Annotated in this window: 22 protein-coding genes; 9 read left to right on the forward strand and 13 right to left on the reverse strand. The window is 71.7% G+C overall.

What is annotated here, in order from left to right; translation table 11 throughout:
* Nucleotides 1-17: 17 nt before the first annotated feature.
* From ACOBQB_RS29140 to ACOBQB_RS29155, 4 genes are all read left to right on the forward strand, one after another.
* On the forward strand, nucleotides 18-509 hold the full coding sequence (locus ACOBQB_RS29140; RefSeq protein ID WP_223775762.1) for an SseB family protein: 492 nt from the start codon (nucleotides 18-20) through the stop codon (nucleotides 507-509).
* Nucleotides 510-664: 155 nt separating this feature from the next.
* The gene (locus tag ACOBQB_RS29145; RefSeq protein WP_423595763.1) at nucleotides 665-2,128 is read left to right on the forward strand and encodes a glycerophosphodiester phosphodiesterase family protein; all 1,464 of its coding nucleotides are present in this window, start codon (nucleotides 665-667) and stop codon (nucleotides 2,126-2,128) included.
* 129 nt (nucleotides 2,129-2,257) lie between these two features.
* Nucleotides 2,258-3,214 carry a pirin family protein gene (locus tag ACOBQB_RS29150; protein WP_423595765.1) on the forward strand — a complete coding sequence of 319 codons (957 nt, stop codon included), beginning with the start codon at nucleotides 2,258-2,260 and terminating at the stop codon, nucleotides 3,212-3,214.
* A gap of 82 nt (nucleotides 3,215-3,296) precedes the next feature.
* The gene (locus ACOBQB_RS29155) at nucleotides 3,297-4,334 is read left to right on the forward strand and encodes an AI-2E family transporter (protein ID WP_423595767.1); all 1,038 of its coding nucleotides are present in this window, start codon (nucleotides 3,297-3,299) and stop codon (nucleotides 4,332-4,334) included.
* A 162-nt stretch (nucleotides 4,335-4,496) separates the two neighbouring features.
* Here ACOBQB_RS29155 and ACOBQB_RS29160 read toward each other — a convergent pair whose 3' ends face one another.
* Nucleotides 4,497-6,719: a SpoIIE family protein phosphatase gene (locus ACOBQB_RS29160; RefSeq protein ID WP_423595769.1), complete on the reverse strand. Its 2,223-nt coding sequence runs from the start codon at nucleotides 6,717-6,719 to the stop codon at nucleotides 4,497-4,499.
* Between the two features lie 177 nt (nucleotides 6,720-6,896).
* Here ACOBQB_RS29160 and aspS point away from each other — a divergent pair, with 177 nt between their 5' ends.
* Both aspS and ACOBQB_RS29170 read left to right on the forward strand, forming a co-directional pair.
* Complete coding sequence (gene aspS / locus ACOBQB_RS29165; protein WP_423595771.1) at nucleotides 6,897-8,660, forward strand: aspartate--tRNA ligase; 1,764 nt, start codon at nucleotides 6,897-6,899, stop codon at nucleotides 8,658-8,660.
* Nucleotides 8,661-8,806: 146 nt separating this feature from the next.
* Nucleotides 8,807-9,523: a sigma factor gene (locus tag ACOBQB_RS29170; protein ID WP_423595773.1), complete on the forward strand. Its 717-nt coding sequence runs from the start codon at nucleotides 8,807-8,809 to the stop codon at nucleotides 9,521-9,523.
* 23 nt (nucleotides 9,524-9,546) lie between these two features.
* Here ACOBQB_RS29170 and ACOBQB_RS29175 read toward each other — a convergent pair whose 3' ends face one another.
* The 4 genes from ACOBQB_RS29175 to ACOBQB_RS29190 all read right to left on the reverse strand — a co-directional run bounded on the left by ACOBQB_RS29175 (nucleotide 9,547) and on the right by ACOBQB_RS29190 (nucleotide 10,883).
* Nucleotides 9,547-9,726 (reverse strand): hypothetical protein, encoded by a 180-nt coding sequence (locus tag ACOBQB_RS29175; RefSeq protein WP_423595775.1) that lies wholly within the window; start codon nucleotides 9,724-9,726, stop codon nucleotides 9,547-9,549.
* 150 nt (nucleotides 9,727-9,876) lie between these two features.
* Nucleotides 9,877-10,137, reverse strand: a complete 261-nt coding sequence (locus ACOBQB_RS29180) for a hypothetical protein (RefSeq protein ID WP_423595777.1) — start codon at nucleotides 10,135-10,137, stop codon at nucleotides 9,877-9,879.
* On the reverse strand, nucleotides 10,134-10,307 hold the full coding sequence (locus tag ACOBQB_RS29185) for a hypothetical protein (RefSeq protein WP_423595779.1): 174 nt from the start codon (nucleotides 10,305-10,307) through the stop codon (nucleotides 10,134-10,136). The genes ACOBQB_RS29180 and ACOBQB_RS29185 overlap by 4 nt, the downstream gene beginning before the upstream one ends.
* Before the next feature lie 87 nt (nucleotides 10,308-10,394).
* On the reverse strand, nucleotides 10,395-10,883 hold the full coding sequence (locus tag ACOBQB_RS29190; RefSeq protein WP_423595781.1) for a hypothetical protein: 489 nt from the start codon (nucleotides 10,881-10,883) through the stop codon (nucleotides 10,395-10,397).
* A gap of 82 nt (nucleotides 10,884-10,965) precedes the next feature.
* On the opposite strand from ACOBQB_RS29190, the gene ACOBQB_RS29195 reads away from it, so the two are divergent.
* Entirely contained in the window at nucleotides 10,966-11,223 is a 258-nt protein-coding gene (locus ACOBQB_RS29195) for a hypothetical protein (RefSeq protein WP_423595783.1), read from the forward strand.
* Nucleotides 11,224-11,296: 73 nt separating this feature from the next.
* Here the strand turns inward: ACOBQB_RS29195 and metG are convergent, their stop codons facing one another.
* Entirely contained in the window at nucleotides 11,297-12,952 is a 1,656-nt protein-coding gene (gene metG / locus ACOBQB_RS29200) for a methionine--tRNA ligase (protein ID WP_423595785.1), read from the reverse strand.
* A 126-nt stretch (nucleotides 12,953-13,078) separates the two neighbouring features.
* Nucleotides 13,079-14,530, reverse strand: coding sequence for a VWA domain-containing protein (locus ACOBQB_RS29205; protein WP_423595787.1), 1,452 nt, complete (start codon nucleotides 14,528-14,530; stop codon nucleotides 13,079-13,081).
* Between the two features lie 254 nt (nucleotides 14,531-14,784).
* Between ACOBQB_RS29205 and ACOBQB_RS29210 the strand changes: the two genes are divergently transcribed.
* Nucleotides 14,785-16,884 (forward strand): PhoX family protein, encoded by a 2,100-nt coding sequence (locus ACOBQB_RS29210; RefSeq protein ID WP_423595789.1) that lies wholly within the window; start codon nucleotides 14,785-14,787, stop codon nucleotides 16,882-16,884.
* Nucleotides 16,885-16,905: 21 nt separating this feature from the next.
* Here the strand turns inward: ACOBQB_RS29210 and ACOBQB_RS29215 are convergent, their stop codons facing one another.
* The gene (locus ACOBQB_RS29215) at nucleotides 16,906-17,808 is read right to left on the reverse strand and encodes a hypothetical protein (protein WP_423595791.1); all 903 of its coding nucleotides are present in this window, start codon (nucleotides 17,806-17,808) and stop codon (nucleotides 16,906-16,908) included.
* Nucleotides 17,809-18,005: 197 nt separating this feature from the next.
* Nucleotides 18,006-18,980, reverse strand: a complete 975-nt coding sequence (locus ACOBQB_RS29220) for a LysR family transcriptional regulator (RefSeq protein WP_423595793.1) — start codon at nucleotides 18,978-18,980, stop codon at nucleotides 18,006-18,008.
* 237 nt (nucleotides 18,981-19,217) lie between these two features.
* Between ACOBQB_RS29220 and snpA the strand changes: the two genes are divergently transcribed.
* Complete coding sequence (gene snpA / locus ACOBQB_RS29225) at nucleotides 19,218-19,886, forward strand: snapalysin (protein WP_423598831.1); 669 nt, start codon at nucleotides 19,218-19,220, stop codon at nucleotides 19,884-19,886.
* Nucleotides 19,887-19,914: 28 nt separating this feature from the next.
* Here the strand turns inward: snpA and ACOBQB_RS29230 are convergent, their stop codons facing one another.
* The 4 genes from ACOBQB_RS29230 to ACOBQB_RS29245 all read right to left on the reverse strand — a co-directional run bounded on the left by ACOBQB_RS29230 (nucleotide 19,915) and on the right by ACOBQB_RS29245 (nucleotide 24,353).
* On the reverse strand, nucleotides 19,915-21,915 hold the full coding sequence (locus ACOBQB_RS29230) for an FUSC family protein (protein ID WP_423595795.1): 2,001 nt from the start codon (nucleotides 21,913-21,915) through the stop codon (nucleotides 19,915-19,917).
* A 77-nt stretch (nucleotides 21,916-21,992) separates the two neighbouring features.
* Nucleotides 21,993-22,973 (reverse strand): endonuclease/exonuclease/phosphatase family protein, encoded by a 981-nt coding sequence (locus tag ACOBQB_RS29235; protein WP_423598833.1) that lies wholly within the window; start codon nucleotides 22,971-22,973, stop codon nucleotides 21,993-21,995.
* Nucleotides 22,974-23,098: 125 nt separating this feature from the next.
* A complete protein-coding gene (locus ACOBQB_RS29240) occupies nucleotides 23,099-23,920 on the reverse strand; it encodes an ATP-grasp domain-containing protein (protein ID WP_423595797.1) in 822 nt (273 codons plus the stop codon).
* Complete coding sequence (locus ACOBQB_RS29245) at nucleotides 23,895-24,353, reverse strand: ADP-ribosylation/crystallin J1 (protein WP_423595799.1); 459 nt, start codon at nucleotides 24,351-24,353, stop codon at nucleotides 23,895-23,897. Before ACOBQB_RS29245 ends, ACOBQB_RS29240 begins: the two co-directional genes overlap by 26 nt.
* Nucleotides 24,354-24,413: the final 60 nt, after the last annotated feature.

Here is a 24,413-nt window from a genome sequence, read left to right on the forward strand (position 1 = left end):
TCAGTAGGCTTCGCCCCATGTATGGCTACGACCAGAACCCCGGGGCCCAGCAGCAGTACGCCCCGCCGGGCGCGCAGCCGCCTCCGCAGCAGACGCAGGGCATGCCCGGCGGTGGGTACGGCCAGCAGCCTCCCCTCTACCCCGAGCCCTCGCCCCCCTCGCTCGCCGACGCGGTGCGCGCCTTCACCACGGGCTCGATGTCGGCGGAGGACTTCCAGCAGATCTTCGCGACCTCGAAGGTCTACTGCCCGCGCGGCGACAACCCCGGCTTCCTCGCGCTGCACAACACCCAGCAGCCCGTCATCCCGATGTTCACCTCCCTCAAGGAGCTGCGCCGGTACGCGGGCAAGGACTCCAAGTACTTCGTGATCACGGGCGCGGAGGTCATCGACCTGCTCCCCACCGGCTACGGCTTCGTCCTCGACATGGAGGGCGAGCACCGCATGGTCTTCGACGCGAAGGCCGTGGAGCAGATGGTCGACTTCGCGATGCGGCGGATGTACGGCTGACGTCCTTCAAGGGCCCGGACTTCAAGGGCCCGGACGCGGCCGTGCGGTACGGCTGACGTCCGGCGGCCGGGCGGGGTACGGCAGCTGCCGCCCCGTCAGGTGAACGGCCGGCAGGGTGGGTTCGGCCCGCCGACGGACGAGGGAAGCTCTCGGCTATGCCCGCGTCCATGATCTCGCGCCGCGCTGTCGCCGCCCCGGGCGGCCGCCGCGTCACCGCTCTGGTGGCCGCCGTCCTGTGCGCGGCACTGCTGTGCGCCGCACCGCCGGCCACGGGGGCGACGGCAGGGGCCGCCCCCCACGGGGCGCCCGCCGAGACCCCGGCCGACCGCGCCCACCGCGACTTCCTCGACCGCGGGCCCACAGCGGGCGTCATGACCGCCGCCCACCGGGGACAGTGGCGCAAGGCGCCCGAGAACAGCCTCGCCGCGATCCGCGCGGGCTTCGCGGACGGCGCCGAGATCGTCGAGGTCGACGTCCGGCTGACCAAGGACAAGGTCCCCGTCCTGATGCACGACGAGACCGTGGACCGCACCACGAACGGCACCGGCCGCGTCGCCGACCTCACCCACGCCCAGCTGAGCGGCCTGCGGCTGCGCGTGGGCCTCGGCGGCCGTCAGGCGGCGGTCACCGGCGAGCGCGTCCCCACCCTCGCCGAGGCCATACTGGCCGCCCGCACGCTCGGCCTCGTCAACCTCGACCGGGCCTGGCAGGACCGCGAGGCCGTCTGGCGGGTCCTTGAGGAGACCGGCACCGTGCGCAACGGCCTCTTCAAGTCCAGGGCGCCGGTGCCCGAGGTGCGGGCGTTCCTCGACGGCCATCGGGGCGCGCTCTACATGCACCTGGTGGACGACGCCAACGCGGCGTCCGTCGCGGAGTTCGGGACGGCCCGGCCGCCCGCGTTCGAGGTCGTTTTCGACGACGTACGCGACAAGGTGGCCGCCCCCGCCTTCGTCCAGGAGCTGCGGGCGACCGGCCGCGTGTGGTTCAACACCATGCGCGAGGGCTACGCGGCCCGGTTCACCGACGAGGCCTCGCTGATCGACCCCGCGCGCGGCTGGGGCGCGCTCATCGCCGGCTACCAGGCGACGGTGATCCAGACCGACAACGTCGAGGCGCTCAGGTCCTACCTGACCAGGGGTGTCGCCGACCCGGTGCCGCCCGGCGCGGTACGCGTCCAGGGAGAGAACTACGCCCCCGGCGGCAGGGGCAGGGCCTACCACGACATCGACCCCGGGAACCGGGGTGACGGGCCGGGGCGGCCGGGCGAGGACGTCGACATCTGCGACCACGACGGAGCGGTGGTGGTGTGCTGGATGCGCGGCTCGGAGTGGCTCACGTACGGAGTGGACGTACCGAAGGACGGGCGTTACACCCTCAAGGCCCGGGTGTCGTCCCCGTACGCGCCCGCCGGCACCTACCGGCTCGCCTACGACGGCGGCCCGCCCGGCAGGGCCGTGCCCGTCGCCAACACGACGGCCCACCACGCCTTGGTGCTTCAGGACAGTGGTGACGCGCGGCACCTGACCCGCGGCCACCACCACGTACGGCTGTCCCTCGACGCGGGCGCGTTCCAGAACTGGAACCTGGACTATCTCCAGCTGGAGCCGGTCGGGCCGTAAGCGGCGTTCCTGAGCGGAACAGATCAAGCCACCCCTGGGACCCGGAGGGAATGCCCTCCGGGTCTCGTTCGTTCAAGTGGCAGAAAGTTCTACGTTCAACTAAAGTGAGCGCACAAGGAGGTCCCGACCATGCCTGCAGTGACCGTCGAGAACCCGCTGACCCTGCCCCGAGTGGTGGCGCCGGCCGACGCCGTGGCACGCCCCGTGCTCGCCGTGACGACCGCGCCCAGCGGCTTCGAGGGCGAGGGGTTCCCGGTGCGCCGGGCCTTCGCGGGAATCAACTACAAGTACCTCGACCCGTTCATCATGATGGACCAGATGGGCGAGGTGGAGTGGGAGGCGGGCGAGCCGAAGGGCACGCCCTGGCACCCGCACCGCGGCTTCGAGACGGTCACGTACCTGATCGACGGCACCTTCGTCCACCAGGACTCCAACGGCGGTGGCGGCACCATCCGCAACGGCGACACCCAGTGGATGACGGCGGGTTCCGGCCTCCTGCACATCGAGGCGCCGCCGGAGGACCTCGTCATGTCCGGCGGCCTCTTCCACGGCCTCCAGCTGTGGGTGAACCTCCCCGCCAAGGACAAGATGATGGACCCGCGCTACCAGGACATCCGCGGCGGCCAGGTCCAGCTGCTCGCCTCCCCCGACGGCGGCGCGCTGCTCCGCGTCATCGCCGGTGAACTGGACGGCCACGAGGGCCCCGGCATCACGCACACGCCCATCACGATGATCCACGCGACGGTGCGGCCCGGCGCCGAGGTGACGCTGCCCTGGCGCGCGGACTTCAACGGCCTCGCCTACGTCCTCGCCGGACGCGGCACGGCCGGTGCCGAGCGCCGCCCGCTGCACAGCGGGCAGACGGCGGTCTTCGGCGCGGGCTCCTCGCTGACCGTGCGGGCGGACGAGCGGCAGGACGGGCACACCCCCGACCTGGAGGTCGTCCTGCTCGGCGGGCAGCCGATCCGCGAGCCGATGGCGCACTACGGCCCGTTCGTGATGAACACGCAGGCCGAGCTCCAGCAGGCCTTCGAGGACTTCCAGAAGGGCCTCCTCGGCTCGGTCCCGGCCGTCCACGGCATGTAAGCCGTACGTCCTCCGGGTGGCGCGCACGGCAGCCAGCCGTACGTGACGTGCGCGACCGGGGGACGCGTGCTCGGGTGGGAGGGTGCAGACCCTTCTCCCCGAGCCCGTCCGGCGCCTGGCCGCCTGGTGCGTGGTCGTCCTGCTCGTGGTCGGTGTGGCCGCCGTCGGCGTCTGGCTGTGCGTCACCTTCAAGACGGCCGTGACACCGGTCCTGCTCGCGCTCCTCGGCACCGCGCTCCTCGGGCCGCTGTACCGGCGCCTGCTCCTGATGAAGGTGCAGCGCTCCCTGGCCGCCGGGCTGACCTGCGCGGCCGTCGTCGCGGTCGTCGGCGGCGTCACGTACATCGTGGCGAAGGCCCTGATCGACACCGGCGACCAGATCATCGCCTCCCTGAAGCAGGCCGCTACCGACGTCGCCAAGTACTTCGGCGCGGCGGGCACCTCGCTCGACGACATGGCGTCCAACGCCAAGGAACTGCTCGGCAAGTTCGGCGGGACCGCCGCGTCCGGGGTGCTCAGCGGGCTCAGCGTCGTCGGCGAGGTCATCGCCATGGCAGTGCTCGCGCTCCTGCTCGTCTTCTTCTTCCTGCGCGACTCCGGGCGCGCGATGGCCGCCCTGCGCTCGCTCTCTCCCGGCGACTCCGCCGACACCGTGGAGGCCATGGCGCACCGGGCCTTCGGCGCCATCGAGGGCTTCATGCGGGGTACGACGATCATCGCGTTCATCGACGCCCTGTGCATCACCGTCGGGCTGCTGATCCTGCGCGTCCCCGGAGCCGTGGGCCTCGGCGCACTCGTCTTCGTCGGCGCCTACATCCCCTACCTCGGCGCCGTTATGTCCGGCGCGGTCGCCGTCCTGGTCGCCCTCGCCGACCGCGGCTTCGCCATCGCGCTCTGGGCGCTCGGCGTGGTCCTCGCCGTACAGGTCCTGGAGGGCCACATCCTCCAGCCGGTCATCCAGAGCCGGACGGTGCAGATGCACCCGGCGGTGGTGATGCTGGCGATCACCGCGGGGGCGTCCGTCGCCGGCATCATCGGCATGCTCCTGGCGGTCCCGCTGACGGCAGCGGCCTTCGGCATCCTGGCGGAACTCCGCTCCCGCTACACAGCCACGCCTTAAACCCGCCCCGTAAGGGGCGCGGGGAACGGCGCGCTCGACCCCCACGCACCCGCACCCAAGTCACCATCCCGGGCCACCCGCCCCGTAAGGGGCGCGGGGAACGGCGCGCTCAGCCCCCACGCACCCGCACCCAAACCACCACCCCGAGCCACCCACCCGCCCCTACTCCGCCCCACCGCCGGAGGCTCCCGCCCCCTCATACAACTCGAACCAAATGCTCTTGCCGTCCCCCCGCGGATCAACCCCCCACGCATCCGCCAGCAACTCCATCAGCACCAGCCCCCGCCCAGACGACGCCAGCTCACCAGGATGCCGCTTGTGCGGCAGGTCGTCGCTGCCGTCCGCGACCTCCGCCCGCAGCCGCCGCGCCCCCGGCTCACCGCTGACCTCGGCGACGAGCAGCGCGTCGCCGTCGGTGTGCACCAGGACGTTCGTGAGCATCTCCGAGACCATCAGGACCGCCGAGTCGACCTGGTCGTCGTCCGACCAGTCGTGCAGCAGGTCCCGCAGGTGGCGGCGGGCCCCCGCGATGCGCTCCGGCTCGGCCTGCGCGATCGTCAGGACCGTGCGGCGGGCGTCCATGCGCTGCTCGGGGCGGCTGGTCCGGCTCAGCAGCAGGACCGCTATGTCGTCCTCGCGGCGGTCGGCGAGCGGGCCCGTGGTGTAGTGCGAGGAGGGGCCGTGCACGGCCTGCACGAGGGAGTCCGCGAGCTGTTCGAGGCCGTCGCCGTGTTCGCCGTCGTCGGGCTCGCCCTCGTACTCCTCCAGGATCGTCCTGATCCGCGACCAGCCGCTGTCCAGGTCGTGGCCGCCGGTCTCGATCAGGCCGTCGGTGCAGATCAGCATGGTCTCGCCGGGCTCCAGGACGAGGCGGGTCGTGGGGTAGTCCGCGTCCGGGTCGATGCCCAGCGGCAGCCCGCCCGCCGTAGGACGTTGCAGAACCGTTCCGTCACTCATGCGTATCGCCGGTTCCGGGTGACCGGCGCGGCCGATCTCCAGGACGCCGGTCGCCGGGTCCGCCTCGACGTACAGGCAGGTCGCGAAGCGCGGGTCGTACACCGTGGTCTCGTCGGCGCCGCTGCCGCTGGACCCGTACGTGATGGACTCCGTGATGCCCGACAGGAAGCGCGTGGCCCGGGAGAGCACCGCGTCCGGACGGTGCCCCTCGGAGGCGTACGCGCGCAAGGCGATCCGCAGCTGCCCCATCAGGCCCGCCGCGCGCACGTCGTGCCCCTGGACGTCGCCGATGACGAAGGCGATGCGGCCGCTCGGCAGCGGGATCATGTCGTACCAGTCGCCGCCGACCTGGAGACCGCCGCCGGTCGGCACATAGCGGGCCGCCACGCTCATCCCGGGGATCTGCGGGCCGAGCATCGGCAGCATCGACCGCTGGAGGCCCTCGGTCAGCTCCCGCTCGGACTCCGCGACCCCGGCCCGCGAGAGGGCCTGCGCCAGCATCCGGGCGACCGTCGTCAGGACGGAACGCTCGTCGGGCGTGAAGGAGACGGGGTACGCGAAGGCCGCCATCCAGGCGCCCATCGTGCGGCCCGCGACCGTCAGCGGCAGGAAAGCCCACGACTGCCGCTCGAAGCGCCGGGCCAGCGACCAGGCCGCCGGGTAGCGGCGGCGGTAGTCCTCCGGCGAGGAGAGATAGACCGCGCGGCCGGTGCGCACCACCTCGGCCGCCGGATAGTCGGTGTCCAGCGGCATCGCCGAGAAGGGCCCCTCGTCCCCCGGCTGGTGGCCGTGGTGCCCGATGATCGTCAGCCGGTCACCCGCCGCCCCGAAGACCGCGAGCCCGTCGGGCGTGAACCCCGGCATGGAGAGCCCCGCGGCGACCCGCAGCACCTCCTCCGTGGAGCGCGCCTCGGCGAGCGCGCGGCCCGCGTCCAGCAGGAACGCCTCGCGGGAGCGGCGCCAGTCACCGGTCACGGGCGTGCGGGCGGCGGTCCCGGGCCCAGGCTCGGTCACCTCCTGGAGGGTGCCGATCAGCTCGTACGCCTCGGTCGCGTCGTGCAGCACGGGCTTGGAACGGCTGCGTACGGTGCGCAGCACGCGCCGCCCCGTGTCGTCCATGATCCGCAGCCGGGCCTCGGCGAGGGTGCCCTCGGCGACGGCCAGCTGGACGGTTCCGTAGATCTCGTTCCAGTCGACCGGGTGGAAGCGCGAGCGCACGGCCGCCTCGGTCAGCGTCTGGGCGTGCGCGGGCAGGCCGAGGAGCCGGGCCGCCTCCGCGTCCAGCGTGACGGTCCCGGAGGCGTTGTCCCAGCGCCACAGCCCGGTCGCGATGGCGGCCAGGACCTCCCGCACGGGGGGCAGGGGATCGCCCTCCACCTGCGAGAGGGGGTCGTTCCCCACCTGCGAGGGGGGATCGTCGGTGCGCATTGACCCACTTTAGGAAGATGTACGCCATCGCCGCCACCGAGCCCGGGCGCCACGGGGCCCGGGGAGGCGGCGCCGGGCAGGTCGTCCCGGCGGATATCCGGAAACCGATCTTCGCCCGGACGGTAGCCTTGGGAGGGTCTGCTCTCTCCCCTATTCGCGAAGACTGGATGAACGACGATGCATCGGTACAGGTCCCACACCTGCGGCGAGCTCCGCGCCTCTGACGTCGGCACCGACGTCCGGCTCAGCGGCTGGCTGCACAATCGCCGAGACCTGGGCGGCATTCTCTTCATCGATCTCCGCGATCACTACGGCATCACGCAGCTGGTGGCCCGTCCGGGCACCAAGGCCGCCGAGGTCCTGGACAAGCTGTCCAAGGAGACGGTCGTCCGCGTCGACGGCAAGGTCGTCTCCCGCGGCGCCGACAACGTGAACCCGGAGCTGCCCACCGGCGAGATCGAGATCGAGGCCGCGGAGGTCGAGGTGCTCGGCGCCGCGGGCCCGCTGCCCTTCACGATCAACGCTGAGGACGGGGTGAACGAGGAGCGCCGCCTGGAGTACCGCTTCCTCGACCTGCGCCGCGAGCGCATGCACCGCAACATCATGCTGCGCAGCGCCGTGATCGCCTCGATCCGCTCGAAGATGGTGGCCCTCGGCTTCAACGAGATGGCGACGCCGATCCTCACCGCGACCTCCCCCGAGGGCGCCCGTGACTTCGTCGTCCCCTCCCGCCTGAACCCCGGCAAGTTCTACGCCCTGCCGCAGGCCCCGCAGCAGTTCAAGCAGCTCCTGATGATCTCCGGCTTCGACCGCTACTTCCAGATCGCGCCGTGCTTCCGCGACGAGGACGCCCGCGCGGACCGCTCGCCGGGCGAGTTCTACCAGCTCGACGTCGAGATGAGCTTCGTCGAGCAGGAAGACGTCTTCCAGCCCATCGAGAAGCTGATGACGGAGCTGTTCACGGAGTTCGGCGGCGGCCGCGAGGTCACCTCGCCCTTCCCGCGCATCCCGTTCCGCGAGTCGATGCTGAAGTACGGCAACGACAAGCCGGACCTGCGCGCCAAGCTCGAACTGCACGACATCACCGACATCTTCGAGGGCTCCGGCTTCAAGGCCTTCGCGGGCAAGCACGTGCGCGCGCTGCCGGTGCCGGACACGGCCTCGCAGTCCCGCAAGTTCTTCGACGGCCTCGGTGACTACGCCGTGGAGCACGGCGCCAAGGGCCTCGCCTGGGTGCGCGTCGCCGAGGACGGCTCGCTGACCGGCCCGATCGCCAAGTTCCTGACCGAGGCGAACGTCGCGGAGCTGACCAAGCGGCTCGGCCTGGAGGCCGGCCACGCGGTCTTCTTCGGCGCCGGCGAGTTCGACGAGGTCTCCAAGATCATGTCGGCGGTGCGCGTCGAGGCCGCCAAGCGCGCGGGCCACTTCGAGGAGGGCGTCTTCCGCTTCTGCTGGATCGTCGACTTCCCGATGTACGAGAAGGACGAGGAGACCGGCAGGATCGACTTCTCCCACAACCCCTTCTCGATGCCCCAGGGCGGCATGAAGGACCTTCAGGAGAAGGACCCGCTCGACATCCTCGCCTGGCAGTACGACATCGTCTGCAACGGCATCGAGCTGTCCTCCGGCGCGATCCGCAACCACGAGCCCGAGGTCATGCTGAAGGCCTTCGAGATCGCGGGTTACGACGCGGAGACCGTGGAGCACGAGTTCGCGGGCATGCTGCGCGCCTTCCGCCTCGGCGCCCCGCCGCACGGCGGCATCGCGCCGGGCGTCGACCGCATCGTGATGCTTCTGGCCGACGAGCCGAACATCCGCGAGACGATCGCCTTCCCGCTCAACGGCAACGCCCAGGACCTGATGATGGGCGCGCCGACCGAGCTGGACGAGTCGCGGCTGCGTGAGCTGAACATCGCGCTGCGCAAGCCCGCGGCGCAGTAGCGGCGTCGGGCGCACTGGCAGCGTCGAAGGAGGGCCCCGGAACCTGACGGTTCCGGGGCCCTTCTTTTCGTTCCGGGGCAGCCTGACCCCTGACCCACCGCGTTCGAGGGGTGTGGGATACCGGACGGAACGACGGCGGGGGAGCGATGCGCGGCGACTTCGAGGAGTTCGTCGCCGCCGCGGGACCCCGGCTGCTGCGCGTCGCCTGGCTGCTGACCGGCGACGCCCACCTCGCCGAGGACCTGCTCCGGACGGCGCTCGCCAAGGTGTGGCCCAAGTGGGCGCGGATCGCGGGCGAGCATCCGCAGGCGTACGTCAGGAAGGTCCTCGTCACCACGCACACCTCCTGGTGGCGGCGGCGCTGGCGGGGCGAGGTCCCGCACGGCGAACTCCCGGAGCGGCCGGGCCCGTTCGACGTGTACGAGGGCGTCGACCTGGAGCAGTCCCTCGCGGTCGCGGTGCGGGCGCTGCCCGCGCGGGGCGACCTCAAGTCCCCCGTCGGCGTCTATGGGTTGGCGGACGCGGGCGGCCGACTCCCCGACCGTGGGCCCACGTTCCCGTACGACAGGGGCCCGGCGTTCACGGCGCGCGGCACCGGCTTCGGGGGCGCGTCGCTGGAGGGCTGCTTCGACTACGTCATCGCGGTCAACTACAGCCGCGGGCCCGGTACGACACCGCTGGACTGGACCCGGCCGCCGGGCGCGGGCCGAGGTGGCGGGATCTGGCTGCATGTGGACCCCGGAGGGCCCACGCAAGGGTGCGTGTCGTTGCCGAAAGCGCGCAGGAGGGAACTGCTCCGCACGCTGGAGCCGGATCGGAAACCGGTGGTCGTGATGGGAGACGCGGCGGCGCTGGGCTGGTGACGCCCGCCCTGAGGGGTGGTCCCTCAGGCGGCGTGGGTGGGCGAGGAATCAGCCTCGGCCTCGGCCCATTCGGTGACGAGCTGCTCATACACCCGACGCTCGTCGGGCCGCAGCCGTCCACCGGCACCCAGCCACAGCGCACGGATCTCCTCGTTGACCTCGTCGGCGGTGCGTCGCCGGGCGGGGGAGGGAGTCGTGGCCATGCAGTGAAGCTTACGTAGGGGAGTGTGAAGACGGCGTCAAATCAAGCCGTCTCTCCGCATGACTTAGCTCACCGCGAAGTAAACCGCGAGTCACGGCACGTTGCCCAACGCCTCTCCCCCTCCAGGCGGACGGGAGGTATTGCCCGGCGTCTAGGGCGCCGGGGGCGTGTCCTCGGCGAAGAGTTCCTCGACGGTGTTGACGGTGAAGGCCCGGTCGAGCCAGCGGGCGAGGACGTCGAGGTCGGTGCAGGTGGTGATGTGCTCGCGGGCGTCGTCGGGGAGGGGGATGAGGCGCTGGTCGAGGAGGCGGACGACAGCACCGGCGGCCATGGCCGCCCCCTCGGCCCTGCCCTCGAAGTAGGCCTGCTCGCGGAGTGTGCCCCGGCCCGGGAAGTAGCTGACGAACGTCATGAGTTCTCTCCATTCCGCTCCGGCCGGACGCCGAGCAGCCCGAAGACGGGGCCGAGGATCTCCGGGCGCTCCTGGAAGATCCGGTGGGAGGCCTCATGGCGTGAGGTGACCATGAGGCGAAGCCAAGCGGTTTCGTGGGGCGGGGAGTCGGCGAACGGGCCTGCGATCACTTTTTCGAGCGTGGAGGAAACGTTCAGGTGCCTGTTCCCGGGGCCGGGGCCGGGGCCGCCGCCCCGCGGGGGCGGGGGCCGGGGGTGTCATCCCTTCCTCACCAGCTCCACCGCCGAGCTGAAGCTGTCCGCCCCGTGGCCTGCCTCCACCACGCGGCGGAAGATGTCGCGGACCGCCTCAGGGAACGCGGTGTCCACCCCCGCGTCCGTCGCCGTGTGGAGGACGTGGTCCATGCTGGCCAGGCCCATCGAGCTGCGGTCCACGTCGCCCTCGTGGTAGTCCGCGTCGATGCGGGGGGCGTAGAAGTCGATGAAGTGGCCCATGCCCGCGAAGTTCTCCGAGGCGTACGGGGCGATCTCCGCGGCGGTGAGGCCGTGGGCGCCGGCCACGGCCACGGCCTGCCAGCAGGCGATCATCGACGGCCAGAAGATGGCCATGTCCAGCTGGTACATCAACGCGGCCAGGCCCGGGTCCTCGCCCCGGTAGTCCGTCTTTCCGGTGATGACTTCGAGGGCGGCGCGATGCGTGTCGTACGCCTCGCGCGAGCCGCTGTAGAACGTCGACGCGTCCGGCATGCCGATTCGTACGGGTAGCGGCGGTGAAGGCGACCGGGTCAGGCCTGGTGACCCCCGGGCGAAGAAAATCTGGGGGGACCTGATGACGACGATCAACTACTTCTTCCGGCATGAGGTCGCCGAGAAGGTGCGGGAAGAGGGCCGTGACGAGGCACGGGCCGAGGAGCAGGCCAAGGTCATCCTGCGCACGCTCGACTGGCGCGGCATCGAGCTGTCGGAAGCCGACCGGGAGCGGGTGCGGTCCTGTGGTGACCTCGACCGCCTCGCGGTGCGGCTCGACCGTTGTTACGAGGTGACCGACGCGGCCGGCCTGTTCGACGGTGACGGCGACGGCGCCTGACGTGCGACGAGTCCCGCCGCGCCCTGTGTGATCCGGGGCGTGGCGGGACTCTTTTGTGGTCCGGCGCGTGCCGCTACGCGGTCGGCTTCTCTTCCAGGCGGGGGAAGAGCACCGCGCCCTTCGTCACCGTCACGCCAGGCGTGAGGCGGCCCCACGTGGCCGCGTCCTCGATCCGCTGGTCGGCCAGCGCGCCCAGGGAGGCCTCCGCGCCGAGGGAGTCCCAGAGCTTCTGGGAGGTCTCCGGCATCACGGGGTTGAGGAGCACGGCCACCGCGCGGAGGGATTCCGCCGCCGTGTAGAGGATCGTCGCGAGGCGGGCCTTGCCCTCGGAGCTGCCCGCTGCGTCAGCAGCATCAGGGAATGCAGTCTTGGCCACCTTCCACGGCTCCTGCTCCGTGATGTAGCCGTTGACCTGCTTGACGAAGGCGAAGATCGAGAGGATGCCGGACTGGAAGTCCAGCTCCTCGCCGATCGCGCGGTCGGCGTCCGCGACGGCCTTCGCCAGGCCGTCCTGGACCGCCTTCTCGGCGTCACCGGCAGCCGTGGCCGCGGGCAGCTCGCCGCCGAAGTACTTGCCGACCATGGCGGCGACGCGCGAGGCGAGGTTGCCGTAGTCGTTCGCCAGCTCGCTGGTGTAGCGGGCGGAGAAGTCCTCCCACGAGAAGGAGCCGTCGCTGCCGAAGGCGATGGCGCGCAGGAAGTACCAGCGGTACGCGTCCACGCCGAAGTGCGAGGTCAGGTCCTGCGGCTTGATGCCCGTCAGGTTCGACTTCGACATCTTCTCGCCGCCGACCATCAGCCAGCCGTTCGCCGCGACCTTGCCCGGCACCGGGAGGCCCTGCGCGAGCAGCATCGCGGGCCAGATCACCGCGTGGAAGCGGAGGATGTCCTTGCCGACCAGGTGCACATCGGCCGGGAAGGTCGAGGCGAACTTCTCTTCGTCCGCGCCGTAGCCGACGGCCGTGGCGTAGTTCAGGAGGGCGTCGACCCAGACGTAGATGACGTGCTTGTCGTCCCAGGGGACCTTCACGCCCCAGTCGAACGTCGAGCGCGAGATGGAGAGGTCCTGAAGGCCCTGCTTGACGAAGTTCACGACCTCGTTGCGCGCCGACTCCGGCTGGATGAAGCCGGGGTTCGCCTCGTAGTGGGCGAGGAGCTTGTCGCCGTACTCGCTGAGCTTGAAGAAGTAGTTCTCCTCCTTGAGGAGCTCCACCGGCTTCTTGTGGATCGGGCAGAGCTTCTGGCCTTCGAAGGGGCCCTCGCCGTCGATCAGGTCGCCGGGGAGCTTGTACTCCTCGCAGCCCACGCAGTACGGGCCCTCATACCCGCCCTTGTAGATCTCGCCCTTGTCGTAGAGATCCTGGACGAACTCCTGCACGCGGTCCGTGTGACGCTTCTCCGTGGTGCGGATGAAGTCGTCGTTCGCGATGTTCAGGTGCTCCCAGAGGGGCTTCCAGGCCTCGGTGACGAGCTTGTCGCACCACTCCTGGGGGGTGACGTCGTTCGCCTCGGCCGTGCGCATGATCTTCTGACCGTGCTCGTCCGTGCCGGTGAGGTACCACACCTTCTCGCCGCGCTGACGGTGCCAGCGCGTGAGCACGTCCCCTGCAACGGTCGTGTAGGCGTGGCCCAGGTGAGGAGCGTCGTTTACGTAGTAGATGGGGGTCGAGACGTAGAACGCCTTCGCGTTCTCGTCCGCTCCCTGCTTCTCGGATCCAGTGGCCGCCATGGTCGAAATCCTAACGGCCTCATGAAGATCCACTCACCTCGATATCAGGGGTGGACCCGGCTGCTCCGGTTGCTCCCGGGCGCCTGGTTGCTCCAGGCTGCCAGGTTGCCGGGTCCACCGTCGGGGCTACGGGCGCCAGGACGCCAGCAGGCCCTCGTACAGCTCCTTGTCCGTGAGCTCGCGGGGCGTGGGGCCCGCGTGGAAGAACGCGGCGTTGCCCGCCTTGAGCTTGCGGAGGTAGTCGAAGCCCTTCGCGTCGTGGTCGCCGAAGGCGATGAACTGGAAGAAGAGCGGGTGCGCGGCGGCGTCCGCCAGGGCCTGGGTCGCGGGGCCCTTGGCGTCGGGGGCGCCGTCCGTCTGGAAGATCACCAGGGCGGGGGTGCCGTTCTCCTTGTGCTCCGACTTCTCGTAGTGCGATACGACCTCTTCGATCGCGCGGTGGTAGCTGGTGCGGCCCATGTGGCCCGCGGCGGCGTGCAGCTCGTCGATACGGCCCTCGTGGTCGGGGAGGGTGAGGGTGGCGGTGCCGTCGATGTCGGTCGAGAAGAAGACGAGGTGGACCGTGGCCTCGGGGGTCGGGGTCAGGTGGGTGGCCAGGGCGAGGGTCTGGTCGGCGAGGCTTTGGGCTGAGCCGTCCTTGTAGTACGGGCGCATGGAGCCGGAGCGGTCCAGTACGAGGTAGACCGGGGCGCGGGTCCCTGTGAGGTCGTTCTTTCGCAGGGCGGCGCCGGCGGCCTTGTAGGCGGTGGCCAGGGCGGGGGCCTTGGCTTTCACCTTGGCGGCGGAGAGGGCGGGCTTGGCGGAGGGCTCCGCGGGTGGCTCCGCCGGGGTCTGCGGTTCGGGCTCGGCCTTGGGCTCGGTGGGAGCTTCGGGTTCGGCCTTGGCTTCGGGTTCCGCCGGGGTGGTGGGTTCGGGCTTGGCTTCGGGCTCCGCCGGGCTGGTGGGTTCGGGCTTGGCCTTGGGCTCCGCCGGGGTGGTGGGTTCGGCGGGGGTTTCCGGCTGCGCCGCGGCTTCGGGCTCCGCCGGGGGCGGTGTGATGACCGGGGCTTCGTCGGCAGTGGCGGCTTCGGGCTCGGGCTTCGGCTCAGGTTCCGATTCGGCCGCAGCGGTAGGCGCGTCCGGCTCGGCCGCCGCAGGCTCGGGCTCCGCCTCGGCCGCCGCAGGCTTACGCTCCGGCTCAGCCGCCGCAGGCTCGGGCTCTGCCTCGGCCGCCGCAGGCTCGGGCTCTGCCTTGGCCGCCGCAGGCTTACGCTCCGGCTCAGCCGCCGCAGGCTTACGCTCAGGCTCCGGGGCCGGGGGCGTTGAGCGGTCCGGGCCCTGTGCCGGGACCGTGACGTTGTCGAAGGCCGCGGCCACCAGGTCGTCGACCGTGGAGGGCGTCGGCTCGGGGCTGGGGGACGGGAGCGTGGCCTTGTGGGCCGGCTCCGGGGTGGGCTCCGGTGACGGGGACGGCAGCGTCACGTCCTCCGCGGGGTGCGGCTCCCCGGCCGCGGTCGCACGCTCAGGCTCCCGTGCCTCGGGAACACTCTCCTTGCGTGACCGTCCGAACGCGTTCCGCAGGCGACTCAGAATGCCCATGTGCGCAACCCTTCGCGTGAGTTGATTCCCGAAAACCCCTGGAATCCCTGGCCAGGGCGGACACGTAAGGTTAGCCGCCGCCGTACGCGATCTTCGGCAGGGTCGCCGTCCGGCCACCCCTCGCGTCACCATCCTGTCAACTTCCTCCCATGTGCCACGGATTCACTCTCCGTTCACCCGCAGGCCGCCGCCGTGCCGGAACCCACACCTAGCCTCACGGCGGAATCAAGCCACGCCATGACGACGGAGGATCCGTGCCCAAGCTGCTGCCGATCATCACCTCGCATCAGGGGAGCGGCGGCCGTTCCGCCCTGACCTGCCGCTTCCGCTGCGGCGACGCCTGCTTCGGCGAGGTGCCCAACACCAGCGAGAACGAGTACGTCGGCGATGTCATCGCCGGTGCGCTCAGCCGCCGTTCGATGATGCGCGCCGCCGCCGTCGTGACGGTCGCCGCCACCGCGGGCGGCAGCCTCATAGCGGGCCCCGGAGTCAGCGAGGCGGCCGCGGCGGTGCCTGAGGGACACACGGACAAAAAGGCCGGCAAGGGCAGAGGGGCTCGCGGCCTGCGGTTCACGCCCGTCGCGCCGAACACCACGGACGCCGTCACCGTCCCCGCCGGCTACGAGCAGAACGTCGTCATCCGTTGGGGCGAGCCCATCCTGCGCGGTGCGCCCGCCTTCGACCCGGACCGGCAGACCGCCAAGGCGCAGGCCGGGCAGTTCGGTTACAACAACGACTTCCTGTCCCTCTTGCCGCTGCGGAACGAGCACGGCCGTCAGGTCCTCGTCGCCAACCACGAGTACACGGACGAGATCCTGATGTTCAAGGGGTACGACCCCGAGAACCCGACCCGTGAGCAGGTCGAGATCGCCTGGGCGGCGCACGGCCTCTCCGTCGTCGTGGTGGAGGGGGAGCGGCGCAGCGGCAAGCTGTCCGCCGTCACCCGGCACCACCTGAACCGCCGCCTCACCGCCACCAGCCGCTTCCGCCTCTCCGGCCCCGTCGCGGGCAGCGACCTGGTCCGTACGAAGGCCGATCCGCGCGGCACCACGGTCCTCGGCACGCTCAACAACTGCTCCGGCGGCACCACGCCCTGGGGCACCACGCTGCACGGCGAGGAGAACTTCAACCAGTACTTCGCCAACGCGGTGAAGGTGACCGACCCGACGGCCGCCGCTCGCCTCAAGCGCTACGGCGTATCCGGTGCCGCCTCCGAGCGGAAGTGGGAGCGGTTCGACGACCGCTTCGACCTCGCCAAGGAGCCCAACGAGGCCAACCGCTTCGGCTGGGTCGTCGAGCTCGACCCGTACGACCCGGACTCGACGCCCCGCAAGCGCACCGCGCTCGGCCGCTTCAAGCACGAGGCCGCGCAGCCGCGTCTGACGCACGACGGACGCCCGGTGGTCTACATGGGCGACGACGAGAAGTTCGACTACTTCTACAAGTTCGTCAGCAGCAAGCGCATGGCCAAGGGCACGTCCCGTGCCGCGCACGAGCACAACCTCACGCTGCTCGACGAGGGCACCCTGTACGTCGCCAAGCTGACCGGTGACTCCCCGGCGGCCGAGATCGACGGGAAGGGCACGCTGCCGAAGGACGGCGAGTTCGACGGCAGCGGCCGTTGGATTCCGCTGGCCACGGCCGGGCCCGGTGGCAAGGCCGTCAGCCACGTCGAGGGCATGACCGCCGAGGAGGTGTACGTCTTCACGCGCCTCGCCGGTGACAAGGTCGGTGCCACGAAGATGGACCGCCCCGAGGACATCGAGCCGTCCCCGCGCACCGGCAAGGTGTACGTCGCGCTCACCAACAACTCCGACCGCGGCAAGGCGGGCAAGGCCGGTGCCGACGAGGCCAACCCGCGCAACCTGAACAAGCACGGGCAGGTCCTGGAGCTGACCGAGCGCCGCGACCGCGCCGACGCCACGACCTTCGCCTGGTCGCTGTTCCTGGTCGCCGGTGACCCGGACGACCCCTCGACGTACTTCGCGGGCTTCCCCAAGGACCGGGTCTCACCGATCTCCTGCCCGGACAACGTCGCCTTCGACCCGCACGGCAACCTGTGGCTGTCCACCGACGGCAACCAACTCGGCTCGCACGACGGCCTGTTCGGCGTCGCCACGCGCGGCGAGCGGCGCGGTGAGCTCAAGCAGTTCCTGACCATGCCGACCGGGGCCGAGACCTGCGGTCCGCTCATCCAGGACCGGCGGGTGCTCGTCGCCGTGCAGCACCCGGGCGAGGTGGACGGCGCGTCCGTCGAGAAGCCCGCGAGTGCCTGGCCCGACGGCCCCGGCCGGCTGGTGCGTCCGTCGGTCGTGTCGGTGTGGCGCGAGGACGGTCGCGACATCGGCGTCTGACCGGCAGGGAGCGGACCGGGCTCAGCCGTCGTGCCTGCGTCGGTACACCGCGAAGCCGAGCCCGGCCGCGCCCAGGGCGGCCATGCCGCCACCGGCGGCGATCAGCGGCGCCTCGTCGGGAGAACCGGCGGTGACCCCCTCGGCACCCGCCTTGACGCCACCCTTCGGGACGACCCGGTGGGACCCGTTCTGGGGCTGCGGCTTCGACGCCGACTGCGGCTTCGACGCGGGCTTCGGCTTGGCGGCCTCACCGTGCCGGGTGCCGCCCTCGACCCAGGACTTGAGGGTGCCGTCGGGGTTGAGGATGACGTGCAGGCCGTTGTTCTCGCCGCGGGCGGGGTTGCCGTTGGCGTCGAGGGTGTCGAGCTTGGTGCCGTGGGCGATGATGTCGGCCTGGTAGTGGTGCGGGCCGAGCTTGTAGACCTTGGCGAGTGAGCCGTCGGCGAGCTTCACGTCGCGTACGTGAACGCGCTTGTCGTCCGGCGTCGGCTTCGGCTTGGCGTCCTCGACCCAGGACTTGAGGGTGCCGTCGGGGTTGAGGATGACGTGCAGGCCGTTGTTCTCGCCGCGGGCGGGGTTGCCGTTGGCGTCGAGGGTGTCGAGCTTGGTGCCGTGGGCGATGATGTCGGCCTGGTAGTGGTGCGGGCCGAGCTTGTAGACCTTGGCGAGTGAGCCGTCGGCGAGCTTCACGTCGCGTACGTGGACGCGCTCGTCGTCCGGCTTCGGGGCATCGGTGTTGGTGTCGGTGCCCGTAGCCGTGCCTGTTGCCGTGCCCGTGGTCGCGTCCGTGGAGTTGGTCGGCGGTGTGACCGGGGTGTTCGGGGTATCCGCGGCGAAGGCGGCCGTGGCCGGGACGACGGTGAAAGCTGCGATCGCTCCGGTGGCGATGGCGGCGGTACGGAACGTACGGCGGGTGGCGCGCATGACGTGGCCCCTTAAAGCTGGTCGGTATTGCTGGTCGGACCGGCTGTCCGTGTCTGTGCCCCTTTGCGGTGGCGACAGCTACGAAGTTACGGGCGCCATGTGTGCGTCATCCGTAGGAAAGGTAACAAGTGGCCACCTGACGTGACCCAGTACCGTAAAGCGGCGAAAAGCGCAGGTCAGCGTGGTCGCGCCGAACGTCACCTGCCGGCCGGGATCATCGGCCCGCCGGCCGCCCCGCGGGCGTCGCCGGAGCGCAGCAGCCACTCCGTGTAGGCGGGGGACTGCCGGGCCGCTTCCCAGTAGGCGGCCTCCAGCTCGCCGTAGACCGCGTTCAGCTCCTCCTCCGTGCGGGCCGTCACCATCAGGCGTACGCCGAGGGGGTCGCCGTGGAGGGGGCGTACGGCCATGTCGGCGCGGGCCCGCGAGGTCGGCTGGCAGAGCGTGACGACCTCGCCGGTGGCGACGAGGGACGCGGCGGTGAGGTAATCGCCGTGCAGCACAGGAGGGTTGAGGCCGGCCGAGGCCAGAACGCGGCGCAGGCCGTCCCACTCGCCGTCGACGGTGGGGTCGACCATCCAGCGGTCGTCCGCGAGGTCGCAGAGCCGGACCACGGGCCGCTCCGCCGCCGGGTGGTCGACGGCGAGGGAGACGAACTGGGGCTCGCGGTCGAGGAGGACACGTCCTCGCAGGGTCTCCGGCAGCCGCAGCGGGCTGCCCTCGACCTCGTGCACGAACGCGACGTCCAGCTGGGCCGCGGCCACCATGCGCAGCAGCGCGTTGGCGGACACGTCCATCTGGAGCGAGATCTCCGTGCCGGGCAGCCGCACCCGCAGCCGGCGCAGCCAGCCCGGTATGGCGCGGCTCGCCGTGGAGCCGATGCGCAGCCGCGGGCCCTCGGCGGCGCGGGCGGCGGCCGCCCTGGTCTCGGCGACCAGGGAGCGCATCTCCGTGACGAGGGGACGGGCCCGGCTCAGGACGACCCGGCCGAGCGGGGTCGGCCGGCAGCCGGTGCGCTCGCGGGCGAAGAGCTGGCCGCCGAGCGCGTGCTCGATGCGGCGCAGCTGGGTCGTCAGCGACGGCTGGCTCATGCCGAGCTCACGCGCCGCCTTGTGCAGGCTGCCGGTGTCGGCGATGGCGCACAGCGCCCGGAGGTGCCGGACCTCAAGCTCCATGGCCGTTGAGCGTAGAGGCGGTACGGCCGCCGCACCAGACACCCAAACCCCATGAGAACCAGCCGATCTGGGCAGGCCGGGACCGGGTGATAGCTCCGTGCTATCGCGAGTTGCCATCATCCCCACGCGCCCCACGCTCCCCGAGACTCACAGCCACCGAAAAGTTCACCTTTCATCGACCCCCCACGGTCGGTCGAACGAGTAGGGAGCCCCCCACACATGAGCAGCACCAGCGGCATGAACAAGCGATACCTGTCCGTCGCGGCCGTCCTCGGCCTCACCGTCGCCGGACTCGGCGCCACGTCGGCCACCGCGGCCCCGTCTGCCACATCGGCCACGTCTGCCACAACGGCCCCCTCCGCCTCGTACGCCGCCCAGTACGAGGGCTCGGCGCGGGAGGCCAAGGCCAACAAGGCGTTCTTCGAGGCCGTCGTGAAGGCGGTGGCCGAGAAGCGCGCCGCCAACCCCGGAGCGAAGTCCGTGACCGTCGTCTACGACGCGTCCAAGGCGCCCACTTTCGCCCGGCAGATAGCGAACTCCACGTCCATATGGAACGCGGCCGTCTCCAACGTCAAGCTCCAGCAGGGCACTTCGGGCGCCAGCTTCAGCTACCGCGAGGGCAATGACAGGCGCGGCTCATACGCGAGCACCGACGGGCACGGCAAGGGCTACATCTTCCTGGACTACGCGCAGAACAAGGAGTTCGACTCGACCCGCGTCACCACGCACGAGACCGGGCACGTGCTCGGCCTGCCGGACACCTATGACGGCCCGTGCAGCCAGCTGATGTCGGGCGGCGGCCCCGGCCCGTCCTGCACGAACGCCCAGCCGGACGCGGCGGAGCGGTCGAAGGTGGAGCAGCTCTGGGCCAACGGTCTGGCGAAGGCGCTGCACAAGGTCCGCTAGGCCCGCTGGCGAGAGGGCGCCGGGAACGCTATGCCTTGGGGGTGGCGATGGCCCTCGCCGCCCCCACTTCCTGGCGCAGGGGTTCCAGCACGCTCTCCTTCGGGCCGACGCCGAATTCCGTACGTACCTCTTCGAGCACCGCCGACGCCCGCAGTCCGACCGCCAACTCGCGGAGCTCCCGGGCGACTTCGGCCACCTCGTCGGGCGCGGGCGGCCGCGCCCCGTGCCGGATGCGGACCCTCGCCGCGGTCGTCGCGTCCAGGATGCGTTCGACGGCGACGACCAGCGGCCACCAGGCGGCGGCGCGCGCACCGGTCGGCGGCGGCTCGGTCAGGGCCCGCTGGAACTCGGAGCGGATGACGGACAGGTCGCGGTAGAGGCGGCGGCGCATCCGGGCCCGGGCGGCCGGTTCGACCGAGGCGCCGAACGCGGACTCCACATACCCGGCGGTGTCGGCGACCGCGTCCGCGAGCCGGTCGCCGATCCGGGTGCCCCAGCTCTCGGGCCAGAGCAGATACCCCGCGACGAGCGCGATGGCGCAGCCGATCAGGCTGTCGACCAGGCGCGGCACGACCAGGCCGAGGCCCTGGTGGTTGAGGATGTCGGAGAGCAGCAGGATCACCGGGGTGATCGCGGCCGTCTGGTAGCCGTAGCCGCGCGTGGTGAGGGCCGGGATGAGCGGGGCGAGCAGCATCATCACGGGTACGTCCCACCAGCCGTGCGGCACCTGGACGAGGACGGCGGCGGCGACCACCAGGCCGGCGGCCGTGCCGAGCGCGCGCAGGACCGCGCGGGAGAAGACCGAGCCGAAGTCGGGCTTGAGGACGAACGTGACGGTGAGCGCGACCCAGTACGACCTGGGCACGTCGATCAGCGAGACCAGGGCCTGCGCGATGCCGATGCAGAGCGCGAGCCGCAGGCCGTAGCGCCAGGAGGCGCCGGACAGGACGACGTTGCGGGCGGCGCGGCGGACTCGGACGCGCAGCGCGGCGGGGTGGCCGAGGCGGTCGTCGGCCTCGATGACACCGAGTGGGTCGGCGTCGCCCAGCGTCTCCACGGCGTGCAGCACGGCGTGGTCGAGGGCGCGGGCGGCATGGTCGCGGGGCTCGGGGAGGCGTTCGGCGTCCGGGGTCCAGGCGGTGGGGGCGCCGCCGCCGTGCTCGATGGCCCGCGCCATGTCGCGGATGACGGCGGGGATCTCGGACGGCAGGCGTACGCAGGCGTGGCGGGCGCTCAGGTGGGTGGCGGGGGCGGCTTCGACGATCGGGGTGAGGGCGTTCAACCGGGCGACGAGCCGCACCAGTTCCGGATTGCGGCCGTGGTCGCGGGCGCGCCGGGCGAGGACGAGGTCGTAGCTCTGGTTGAGGGAGGCCGTGACGGCGGCGCGGGCGTCGTCGTACGTGTCCGTGCCCGCCGCGTCGAGGAGCGCGGCCACCGTGCGGTAGGCGTCGGCGACGGCGGCGCGTTCGGGGACGCCGGAGCGCAGCGGCCAGGCGAGCAGGCCGAGCGCGAGGACGAGGAGGCCGCCGCCGGTCATCAGGGCCGGGGCGAGCCACCATTGGCCCGGCATCGGAAGGCCCGCGCCGACCACGCAGTTGAGCAGCAGGAGCAGGCCGCCGACGGAGGCGACGGCGCCGATCGTCGACATCATCCCGGAGACGAGCGCCAGGAACGTGACGGCGCCGACCGCCACCCAGCCGTGCCCGAAGACGAGCGAGCCGAGGGTGACGCCGAGGGCGCCGAAGAGCTGCGGCACGGCGATGTTGAGGACGCGCATGCGGTAGGCGTCGGCGGTGTCGCCGATGACACCGGAGAGGGCGCCCATGGAGGCGAGCGCGCCGTACGTGGGCTGTCCGGCGAGGATGCCGACGGCCAGCGGCAGGGCCATGGCGACCGAGGCGCGGGCGACGGCCGCCCAGGGGATGGGCGCGGACTGTGGCTTGAGGGACCGGACGAGCCAGTCGGGCGGGGTGAGCGGGCGCAGCGGGCCGCGTGATTCCGGAGGGGCGGCGGGGGTCTCACGGGGCATGTGCCCATTATCGCCGCTTTACGTGGCTTGCCCCGGCGGGTGGGCGGCCGGTAGGCGGCTGGTGGACGGCCGGTGGATCAGCGGTCTGTTGCTTCCGGCCGGTGAAGCGTGAGCGTGACGACGAGTGCCCGGTGGTCGGTGTTGCCGATCTCCAGGAAACGGGCGTCGCGGGCCGCGAAGTCCGGGGTCGCGAGGACGTGGTCGATCTGCGTGCCGAGCGGCGCGGGCACGGTGGTGGGCCAGCTGGGCGCGCGCGAGGCGCCGTCGAGGCGGGCGGCGTCGCGCAGCCCCTGGTCGAGGACCGAGCGGAACGCGGCGTGGTCCTGGGTGGCGTTGAAGTCCCCGGCGATGATGGTGGACCTGCCGTCACCGGCGGCGGCGTACTCCTGGAGCTTGCGCATCTCCGAGCGCCACAGGCCGACCTCGCGGGGCATCGGCGGCATGGGGTGCGCGAGCAGGATGCGTACCGGATGGCCCTGCACGTCGGCGACGGCACCCGGCATGCCGAGGGTGGCCCGCACGCGGTGCGGGTCCTTGAGCGGCACCTTGGAGAGGATGACGGAGCCCTCGGGGCCGTACGCGGCGACGGCCTCGCGGTGGGGGTAGTCGGCGCGGGGCAACTCCTCGCGCAGCAGGGCGGCGCAGGCGTGGTCGCACTCCGGGACGAACAAAAGGTCGGGCCGTTCCTCGCGTACGGCCTCGATCAGCCCCTTCGTGCCGCGCCCGTACTCGACGTTCGACGTCATCACGCGCAGCTCGGCGACGGCGGGGCCGCGCGGCGCGTCGGTGTTGCCGTAGGGCTCCACGTACCAGGCGACGAGGCCGAGCACGACGACGCCCCACACCATGCCGACCCGCCAGCGGCCGAGCACGGCGAGCGCCAGGCCGCCGACGGCGGGCACGAGCAGCCAGGGCAGGAAGGCGAGCAACTGCGGTACGGGTGTGAAGCCGTCGGAGTCGGCGACGCGGAAGCCGAGGACCCCACTGGCCCCGGCCAGCAACAGCCCGGCCACCCACGCAGCGCCGCGCCCCCGGCGCCGAGGCGCACGTTCCGCCATGTCTTCGTCGGCGTCGGCGTCGGCGTCGGGGGTGAGGGTCAAGCTGTCCCCGCTGTCCCTACTGCGCAAGGGGTGGACCTCTCGTCTCGGTGGCTGGCTGCCGCACTGGCTGCCCGCATCCTCCCTCAGAGACGGGGCGGGGCGGACGGCGGTTGCCCGGGCCGAGGAGACCGGAGGAAGGGGCGGTCGGCGAGGGCGACGGCGTGGTGCGGGCCGGTGGCGGCGAGGACGACGTCGAGGACGCGCTCCGGGTCGGCGGCGTAGCAGTGGGCGTACCAGGCCATGTTGGCCTCGACCACGGCCCAGCGGCCGTCGGCCAGCGACCCGACGTCCAGGACGACGGCGCCGGGCATGCACGGCCCCGTCCCGGCACACCGCGCGAGCACCCGGCCGGCGAAGGCGCGGGCGCCGGCGGTGAGCGGCCCGGGATCGAGCAGCCCGCGCACCGCGTACCGGCTGCCGGTGACGACGTGCCCGTCCCGTACGAAGCACCGGTACTCGGCGGCGAACTCGACGACCTCACTGACCAGTACGGGGGCGTCGTCCGTGATCCGGGCCGCGGCGTCCGGCGGCGGCAGCCGGGAGCCGTCCGCGTACACGGCCGCCGGGAGCGTCTTGTCCGACGGCGGCTTGACGAAGGCTGGCCGCGGCAGCTTCCGCGCTTCGCCGAGCGTCGTCGACTCGACGAGGCGGCAGGTGAGTTCGTACGGCAGGGCGGCGAGCCAGGCGTCGGACGGTTCGAGCAGGGCGATGCCGGCGGGGGCGGCGATCCGGTCGGCGGCGAGCGGGCCGCCGTACCAGTGCAGGTCCCTGGGCACGCCGGGCGCCCGCTCCACGACCGGCAGCCCGCGCCGCGCGGCCGCCTCGGTGAGCAGCACGGCGGTGCTGCTCCTCGGGTACGGGACCAGGAGCGCGGCCGGTTCAGGGCTGGGCGTGGAATGCAGCACGGAACTCGGAGTGGAACTCAGAGTGGAACTGAGCGTGGAATTCAGCGTGGAACTCACGGACGACCTCGATGCGGCCCACGATGTGCCGGTTGAACTCGCCGAGTTCCTCGGCGGGCACCCACAGTTCGAGGATCGTCTCGCCGCCCGCCTGCCGGACCGGGTAGCGGTCCAGGAACGCGGAGTCGACCTCGAAGCGGGTGACGTACCCGGAGCCGGATGCCGGGACGTTCCAGTCGCGGGCGATCCGGATCGCGTAGTCCTCGTTCAGGACCGGGTAGAAGATCGGCTGCTCGGGCAGCCGTGGCGGCCAGGCCACCCACCCGGACGCCGCGACGAGGTCCAGCTCCTCGGGCCCGGTGGGCCGCCAAAGGGTGGTCGTCGGTCGGGCGGCGGGCGAGGTCGTGGCCGTGGTCGTGGCTGTGGTCGTGCGCATCATCGGACCGTAATCGACGGGGAGCTGCCCTGGCCCGCGAGTTTCGCGACGCGGCCTTTC

Origin of the sequence: Streptomyces sp. G5(2025), assembly GCF_049542075.1 — a bacterium.
Taxonomy (GTDB): domain Bacteria; phylum Actinomycetota; class Actinomycetes; order Streptomycetales; family Streptomycetaceae; genus Streptomyces.